The sequence below is a fragment of the Cyanobium sp. N5-Cardenillas genome, assembly GCF_024345515.1.
Classification (GTDB): Bacteria; Cyanobacteriota; Cyanobacteriia; order PCC-6307; family Cyanobiaceae; genus Cyanobium.
In genome coordinates, this window is record NZ_JAGQBG010000178.1 from 1 (window position 1) to 6,612 (window position 6,612).

The 6,612-nt window shown below is 70.8% G+C and carries 9 protein-coding genes; 5 read left to right on the forward strand and 4 right to left on the reverse strand.

What is annotated here, in order from left to right; genetic code table 11:
- Positions 1-27 precede the first annotated feature (27 nt).
- Together KBZ04_RS13005 and crtR are read left to right on the forward strand one after the other, a co-directional pair.
- The gene (locus tag KBZ04_RS13005; RefSeq protein ID WP_254992331.1) at positions 28-1,578 is read left to right on the forward strand and encodes an alpha/beta hydrolase family protein; all 1,551 of its coding nucleotides are present in this window, start codon (positions 28-30) and stop codon (positions 1,576-1,578) included.
- Between the two features lie 85 nt (positions 1,579-1,663).
- Positions 1,664-2,683 (forward strand): beta-carotene hydroxylase, encoded by a 1,020-nt coding sequence (gene crtR, locus KBZ04_RS13010; RefSeq protein ID WP_254992332.1) that lies wholly within the window; start codon positions 1,664-1,666, stop codon positions 2,681-2,683.
- On the opposite strand, the gene gatC is transcribed toward crtR, so the two are convergent.
- Both gatC and KBZ04_RS13020 read right to left on the reverse strand, forming a co-directional pair.
- Positions 2,680-2,973 carry an Asp-tRNA(Asn)/Glu-tRNA(Gln) amidotransferase subunit GatC gene (gatC, locus tag KBZ04_RS13015; RefSeq protein WP_254945269.1) on the reverse strand — a complete coding sequence of 98 codons (294 nt, stop codon included), beginning with the start codon at positions 2,971-2,973 and terminating at the stop codon, positions 2,680-2,682. The two genes, crtR and gatC, sit on opposite strands and share 4 nt — an antisense overlap.
- A gap of 27 nt (positions 2,974-3,000) precedes the next feature.
- Positions 3,001-3,831, reverse strand: a complete 831-nt coding sequence (locus KBZ04_RS13020) for a creatininase family protein (RefSeq protein ID WP_254992333.1) — start codon at positions 3,829-3,831, stop codon at positions 3,001-3,003.
- Between the two features lie 58 nt (positions 3,832-3,889).
- Between KBZ04_RS13020 and KBZ04_RS13025 the strand changes: the two genes are divergently transcribed.
- Positions 3,890-4,186, forward strand: a complete 297-nt coding sequence (locus KBZ04_RS13025; protein ID WP_254992334.1) for a DUF6679 family protein — start codon at positions 3,890-3,892, stop codon at positions 4,184-4,186.
- Between the two features lie 32 nt (positions 4,187-4,218).
- On the opposite strand, the gene KBZ04_RS13030 is transcribed toward KBZ04_RS13025, so the two are convergent.
- Positions 4,219-4,356 (reverse strand): hypothetical protein, encoded by a 138-nt coding sequence (locus KBZ04_RS13030; protein ID WP_254992335.1) that lies wholly within the window; start codon positions 4,354-4,356, stop codon positions 4,219-4,221.
- Between KBZ04_RS13030 and KBZ04_RS13035 the strand changes: the two genes are divergently transcribed.
- Complete coding sequence (locus KBZ04_RS13035) at positions 4,355-5,104, forward strand: DNA-3-methyladenine glycosylase (protein WP_254992336.1); 750 nt, start codon at positions 4,355-4,357, stop codon at positions 5,102-5,104. The genes KBZ04_RS13030 and KBZ04_RS13035 overlap by 2 nt on opposite strands.
- Positions 5,101-6,111, forward strand: coding sequence for an aspartate carbamoyltransferase catalytic subunit (locus KBZ04_RS13040; protein ID WP_254992337.1), 1,011 nt, complete (start codon positions 5,101-5,103; stop codon positions 6,109-6,111). Before KBZ04_RS13035 ends, KBZ04_RS13040 begins: the two co-directional genes overlap by 4 nt.
- 8 nt (positions 6,112-6,119) lie before the next feature.
- Here KBZ04_RS13040 and KBZ04_RS13045 read toward each other — a convergent pair whose 3' ends face one another.
- Positions 6,120-6,470 (reverse strand): DUF565 domain-containing protein, encoded by a 351-nt coding sequence (locus KBZ04_RS13045; RefSeq protein WP_254992338.1) that lies wholly within the window; start codon positions 6,468-6,470, stop codon positions 6,120-6,122.
- Between the last annotated feature and the right edge of the window lie 142 nt (positions 6,471-6,612).

Genomic DNA, 6,612 nt, shown 5'->3' on the forward strand with positions numbered 1-6,612 from the left:
ACGCTGCCCAGCATCTGGAATCGAAGCATGAAGAGCCCTCTCCGCCAGCTCACGGCGCTGCTCCTGGGCGCAGGGTCGCTGCTGGCGGGGGCTCCCGCCCAGGCGCTGGAGCAGATCCAGCTGATGCTTCCCCTGATCGATACCCCGTTCACGATCCAACTCAGCGAGCTCCGGGATCAGCGCAAACTGCTCTCAGGCGACAGCGATCTCGCCGAACTCGACCGGGCCACCGATGGGGCCATCGGCCGCCGGCTGGTCGAGGCTTTCCAGACTCCCCTCCCCCTGCCGCTGAAGGCCTTCGCCGAGCAGTCGGTGGGGTCGCCGCTGGTCAGCCAGGTGTTGCTGCTGATCTCGTCGGTGGTGATCGTGGAGGGGGTACGCCAGCCGCTCGACACCAAGGAGCTGGCCGCCTCGCTGGCCACCAGCCAGGCGAAGGGCAGCCTCAACCTGCTGGAGGTGCTGGAGGCCCTGCCCGGCAAGAGCGCCTCGGTGGATCTGCAGCGGGTGGTCCTTGCCATTGATCGGGTCACCAGCCAGCAACGCCTGGGTCAGTCCCTGGTGACGTCCCTGCCCGCCGCCGCGATCAACCTGGCCCTCAGCCAGACGGGCCCGCAGGCGGTGAAGCGCCAGGAGCTGGCGATCCCCGTCACGCACCGCCCCAAACCCCTGCAGGTGGTCACGATCCAGCCGGAAACGGGCTCCAACGGCCGCCTGGTGCTGATCTCCCACGGCCTCTGGGACGACCCGGAAAGCTTCGAGGGCTGGGGCCGGCACCTGGCCAGCCATGGCTACACGGTGCTGCTGCCCCGCCACCCCGGCAGCGACCGCTCCCAGCAGCAGGCCATGCTCTCCGGCCAGATGCCGCCCCCCAAACCGGAGGACCTGAAGCTGCGGCCCATGGACATGAGCGCGGTGATCGATGCGGCCGCGGCGGGCAGCCTGGCGTTGCCGGCGGGCCTGCGCACCGACAACGTCGTGGCGATGGGCCAGTCCTACGGCGCCACGACCGTGTTGCAGCTGGCCGGGGCCCGACCCAGCGCGGGCCTGCTCAACCGCTTCTGCAAGGACGTCACCAACCCGGAACGCAACATCAGCTGGGTGCTGCAGTGCAGTTTCCTCACCTCCGCCGACCAGGCCGGCCTGGCCGATCCCCGGGTCAAGGCGGTGGTGGCGGTCAGCCCACCGATGTCGCTGCTGTTCGACCAGGGCTCAGCCCGCACCATGACCGCCCGGGCCCTGGTGGTGAGCGGCAGCCGCGACTGGGTGGTGCCCTCCGGGCCCGAGGCCCTGCGGCCCATGGCGCTGGAGGCACGCAACGTGGGCGGCGGCCACCGGCTGGTGCTGGCCAGAGATGGCGACCACTTCAACCTGCGTTCCTCCTACGAGCAGGGGGGCGGTGCCCTGCGGGGGCTGCTGCTGGCCTGGACCGATGGCGCCTTTGCCGCCGGCGCCGCCGCGGCCCCCGGACCGAACGTCCCGTCGCTCCTGCCCCCCGATGGCTGGGGCGATATGGAGTTCCCCCTGGTGGATGTCACCGCCGACCTGCGCACCATGCCGATCGGCCCCAACCAGCCATGACGGCGCCTTCCCGGCCCCTGTCGCGCCGAACGGGCGTCTTCCGTAATCTGGGTCCTCCTTTGGGACTCCAGACCTGGCCCAGGCCATGACAGACACGCTGGCACCCTCGTCCGCCGCCGTGGCCTCCACCACGGCCGTGTCGCGGCGCAGCGTCCCGAGGGAGTACCTCGATCCCCCCGCCGCCTGGAACCCCACGGTGGGTCTGTTTCTGGCCGGCTACGGCCTGGCGGCCCTGACGATCTGGGGCTGGTTCGTGGGCGGCTGGCCCCTGCCGCCCCTGCTGGCCCTGGGTTTCCTGGCCCTGCATCTGGAGGGAACCGTGATCCACGACGCCTGCCACAACGCCGCCCACCCCCACCGCTTCTGGAACGCGGTGATGGGCCATGGCGCCGCCCTGCTGCTGGGCTTCAGCTTCCCGGTGTTCACGCGGGTGCATCTGCAGCACCACGCCCACGTCAACGATCCCAAGCTCGACCCCGACCACATCGTCAGCACCTTCGGGCCCCTGTGGCTGATCGCGCCGAGATTTTTCTATCACGAAGTCTTTTTCTTCAAGCACCGCCTCTGGCGCCGCAATGAGCTGTTCGAGTGGGTGCTGGCCCGCACCATCTTCGTGCTGATCGTGGTGGCGGCCGCCCAGCACAACTTCCTTCCCTTCGTGTTCAACTGCTGGTTCGCCCCGGCCCTGATGGTGGGGGTCACCCTGGGTCTGTTCTTCGACTATCTGCCCCACCGGCCGTTCCAGTCGCGCAACCGCTGGCACAACGCCCGCGTCTACCCCAGCAGGCTGATGAACTGGCTGATCATGGGCCAGAACTATCACCTGGTTCATCACCTCTGGCCGTCGATTCCCTGGTTCGAATACCAGCCGGCGTATCACGCCACCAAGTCGATTCTGGATGCCAAGGGTTCGCCCCAGCGGCTGGGATTGTTCGAGAGCCGCACCGACAGCCTCAACTTCCTTTACGACATCTTCCTTGGCGTGCGCTCCCACAAGAAGCGCCGCAGCCGCCTGCGGCCCATCGTCCGGCTGATGCCCACCCGCCATGCCCGCCGGCGGGTGCTGGAGCTGTTGCACCGCACCGCCGTCTCACCCGTTCGCTAGTCCCCCAGGATCCGGGGCACCCGGAAGAAATCACCCTCCCGCTGGGGGGCGAGGGAGAGCAGTTCCTCCCGCACCGGCGTGGGGTCCACCGCGTCGGGGCGGGTCACGTTCACCACCTCCACCGCCCGGGTGGTGGGGGGCACCCCTTCGGTGTCCACCTGCTCCAGATGGGCGACGTAGTCGAGGATCCGCTCGAGCTGGCCGGTGTAGGTGGCGATGCGCTCCTCGGGCAGCGCCAGGCGGGCGAGCTGGGCCACCTTGCGCACGTCCTCTTCTGAGATCCGCCCCATCGTCAGTCCACACATCCGGCCCCGAACCTAGCCGGCCTCCCCTTCCGGCCCCAGGAAGGCGGCCAGGTCGTCGGCCAGGGCCGCGGCCGCCAGCTCCAGGAAGCGGGCACCGTCGTCGGCCGTGGCCAGGAAGGGGTCGGAGCCCATGCGGCCGTCGGGATGGCGGCGGCGGAAGTCCTCGGGGCCGTGGATCGGCCCGGCCGGTGCCGCCTCGGGCAGGGGCCGCTGCTTGGCGCTGAGGCTCGGCTCCAGGTGCAGGGTGAGGGCGATCTCGCTGGGGGTGGCATGGTGTCCCTCCCGGTCGCCGTAGCGATCGCGGGCCTCCCGCATCACCGGGCCGGCGGTGAACCAGTTGGCCAGACGGCAGCGCAGCCGCTCGGCCCCCGGCAGGCCCCGGGCCGCGGCGGTGCCGTAGGCCTGGGCGAAGGCGGCCCGGGCCGTGGCGATGTTGCCGCCGTGGCCGTTGATCACGTAGATGCGCTCGAAGCCGTGGCGCGCCAGCGAGAGCACCACGTCGTGGAGCACGGCCAGCAGGGTGGAGGGCTGCAGGCTGATGGTGCCGGCGAAGCCCAGATGGTGCTCGGCCATGCCGAAGGCCTGGGCGGGGGTCACCAGCACGCCCGTGCGCCGTCCCACCTCCAGGGCCACCGCTTCGGCGGTGAGGGCGTCGGTGCCGATGGCACCGGTGGGCCCGTGCTGCTCGGTGGACCCCAGCGGCACGATCACCCCCCGGCAGCGGCTCAGGTAGTCCTCCACTTCGGGCCAGCTGCGCAGCTGCAGCCGGATCTCCTCGGTGCCGGCCGCCGGGCCCGGCACCGTGCTGGGCCCAGGGACGGTGCTGGGGATCGATCGGGTCATGGTGAACATGGCGGCCTGCGCCGTGCTGCCTAGGATCGACCCTATCCGCGGCGTCACGATGCTGCATCGCAAGCTCGACCGATTTCGCCTGGAGCAGCGACCGGTCTGGGTCTACCTGCTGGACCAGCAGCGCTGGATCGAGCGGGCCCTGGTGGTGGAGATCGAAGGGGATCTGGTCACCCTCCGCTTCGACGAGGACGACGGCGACGAGCGCCACAGCTGGGAGGAGAGCGTCCGGCTGGCCTCGATCGGGGCCGTCAGCACCCGGCTGGCCTCGGTGAGCCTCTCCGCCGATGCCGACGACCTGCCCACCACCGGCGACTGCCCCGAGGCGGAGCGGCTCGGTCGCCCCTGATCCCTGGCTCGACAGCCGTCGGCCGGCCGCACTCAGTGGGCGGTGCCGTTGCCGTCGTAGTCGTCGGTGTCGTAGTAGCCGCCCCTGGTGCCGAAGTAGAAGGTGGTCAGCACGAACAGGCCACTGACGGCCAGCAGAACGGTGCCGAGGTTGAAGCTGGTGGTTTCCATGCGGGGGGCGGTGATCGGCGGACGCCTGACGGTTCAGGACTCTCGCCAGTGTGGCCCCGCCACAGCGCAGTGGTCCCCCCAGGGTCCCCCCGGTTCGCTTCCCCGCACCATTCCCCCGGGCTTCTTCGCCCGTCCCGCCGAGGTGGTGGCCCCGGAGCTGCTCGGCTGCCTGCTGCTGAAGCGCCAGGCCGATGGGGGGGTGCTGGCGGGTGTGATCGTCGAGACCGAGGCGTACTGCCAATCGGAGCCGGCCTGCCATGGCCACCGCCGCCGCAGCCCGAGCAACGAGACGCTCTTCGGCGAGCCCGGCCGCTTCTACGTGTATCTCACCTACGGGGTGTATCACTGCGTCAACATCGTCACCGGCCGGCGCGACTGGGCCAATGGCGTGCTGCTGCGGGCGGCCGCCCTGCCGGGGGAGCCGGAGCGGACGGCCGCCGGGCCGGGCCTGCTGGCCCGCCGTTTCGGCCTCGACCGCGGCCACGACGGCACGGTGGCCTCTCCGGCCTCGGGCCTCTGGCTGGCGCCCCGGCCGCCCGGGGTGGCGGCAGCGGCTGGCGAGGCGGGGGTGCGGCAGACCCAGCGCATCGGCGTCTCCCAGGGTCAGGAGCTGCCCTGGCGCTGGTACCTGCGCGCCAGCCGCAGTGTCAGCCGGCGGGCCCCCGGCGATCGGACGCCCCGCCAGGATGGTCTGGCCGCCCTTCTGGCCTCTACGGTTGGGGCGTTCGACGAGAGCAGGACGCCTTGAGCGGCTGGAGTCACCGCCACGTGCTCGACCTGGCGTCCTTCTCGGTCGCAGACTTCGCCACCGTTCTCGAACTGGCCCAGCGCTTCCGGGCCCTGCCCGTGGCCGGTGCACGCCGCTTGCCCGCCCTGCAGGGCCGGCTGATGACCAGCCTGTTCTTCGAACCCAGCACCCGCACCCGCACGAGCTTCGAACTGGCGGCCAAGCGGCTGTCGGCCGAGGTGCAGAGCTTTTCCCCGTCCTCGAGTTCCCTCAGCAAGGGGGAAAGCCTGCTGGACACCGCCCGCACCTACGTGGCGATGGGGGCCGACATCCTGGTGGTCCGCCACCGCTGCACCGGCGTCCCCCACAGCCTGGCCCGCGACCTGGATCGCTGCGGCGAGCGGGTGTCCGTGCTCAACGCCGGCGATGGCCTGCACAGCCACCCCAGCCAGGGCCTGCTCGACCTGTTCACCCTGGCGCGCCACTTCGCCCCCGAGGCGCCCACCCCCGAGAGCCTGCGGGGCCGGCGCATCGTCATCGTCGGTGACGTGCTCCATTCCCGGGTGGCCCGCTCCAACCTCTGGGCCCTCACCGCCTGCGGTGCCGACGTGGTGCTCTGCGGTCCGCCGACGCTGCTGCCGGACTGCTTCGCCGATTTCGTTCTGGCGCCGCCGCCGGGGCAGGCTGCCGATCCGGTGGCCGCCCGGGGCCGGGTGCAGGTCGAGCGCCGGCTGGAGCAGGCCCTGCCCGGGGCCGATGCGGTGATGACCCTGCGACTGCAGAAGGAGCGCATGCAGGAGCACCTGCTCACCAGCCTCGACACCTATCACCGCCAGTACGGCCTCAGCCACCGGCGCCTGGCCCTCTGCGCCGACGGAGTGCCGGTGCTGCACCCCGGGCCGGTGAACCGGGGGGTGGAGATCGCCGGCGAGCTGCTTGATGATGCCGGCCGCTGCCTGGTGGAGGAGCAGGTCCGCAACGGCATTCCGATCCGCATGGCCCTGCTCTATCTGCTCGCCGCCACCTGAGGCACGCCTCAGAGCAGTTTGAAGCCATCCAGCAGCAGGCCGTAGAGCAGCCCCATGCGGGCCATGTCGAGCACCTGCAGCCGCAGCTTCAGGGGCTGGGCCAGCAGCCTGCCCCGCACACGGGCCGCCAGCTCGATGCCCAGCACACAGACCAGGGCCCCGAGCGGATCAAACAGGGACAGGGCGCCGGTGATCGAGCCGATGCTGCCGCCGACCACGAATCCGCTCAGCAGCACGATCAGGAGCAGGGAAAGGCGCCGCCAGGGGTTCTGGGCCCAGGCCTCCAGCAGGTTGCCGGACTGGGTGATCCGTTGCTGGAATCGGGTCTGCTGGAAGCGGGGAGCCAACGGGGGTGCCAAGGGTGGGAACCTGCCGCTCTTCAGGAAAGGGAGCAGGGGGCTCAACACCCGAGGGTGAAAAGCCACTGGCGGTGATCCCCATCACCCGGCCCAGACCCTGCGACCTCTGGTCTACACCATCTCTGGCGTCTTGACAGCACTT

Bases quoted from the DNA above. Each gene is read 5' to 3' on its own strand.
- KBZ04_RS13025 (WP_254992334.1), top strand. From the start codon at position 3,890: ATGCTGCATCGCAAGCTCGACCGATTTCGCCTGGAGCAGCGACCGGTC.
- KBZ04_RS13020 (WP_254992333.1), bottom strand. From the start codon at position 3,831: ATGACCCGATCGATCCCCAGCACCGTCCCTGGGCCCAGCACGGTGCCG.
- crtR (WP_254992332.1), top strand. From the start codon at position 1,664: ATGACAGACACGCTGGCACCCTCGTCCGCCGCCGTGGCCTCCACCACG.
- gatC (WP_254945269.1), bottom strand. From the start codon at position 2,973: ATGGGGCGGATCTCAGAAGAGGACGTGCGCAAGGTGGCCCAGCTCGCC.
- KBZ04_RS13035 (WP_254992336.1), top strand. From the start codon at position 4,355: ATGCGGGGGGCGGTGATCGGCGGACGCCTGACGGTTCAGGACTCTCGC.
- KBZ04_RS13005 (WP_254992331.1), top strand. From the start codon at position 28: ATGAAGAGCCCTCTCCGCCAGCTCACGGCGCTGCTCCTGGGCGCAGGG.
- KBZ04_RS13030 (WP_254992335.1), bottom strand. From the start codon at position 4,356: ATGGAAACCACCAGCTTCAACCTCGGCACCGTTCTGCTGGCCGTCAGT.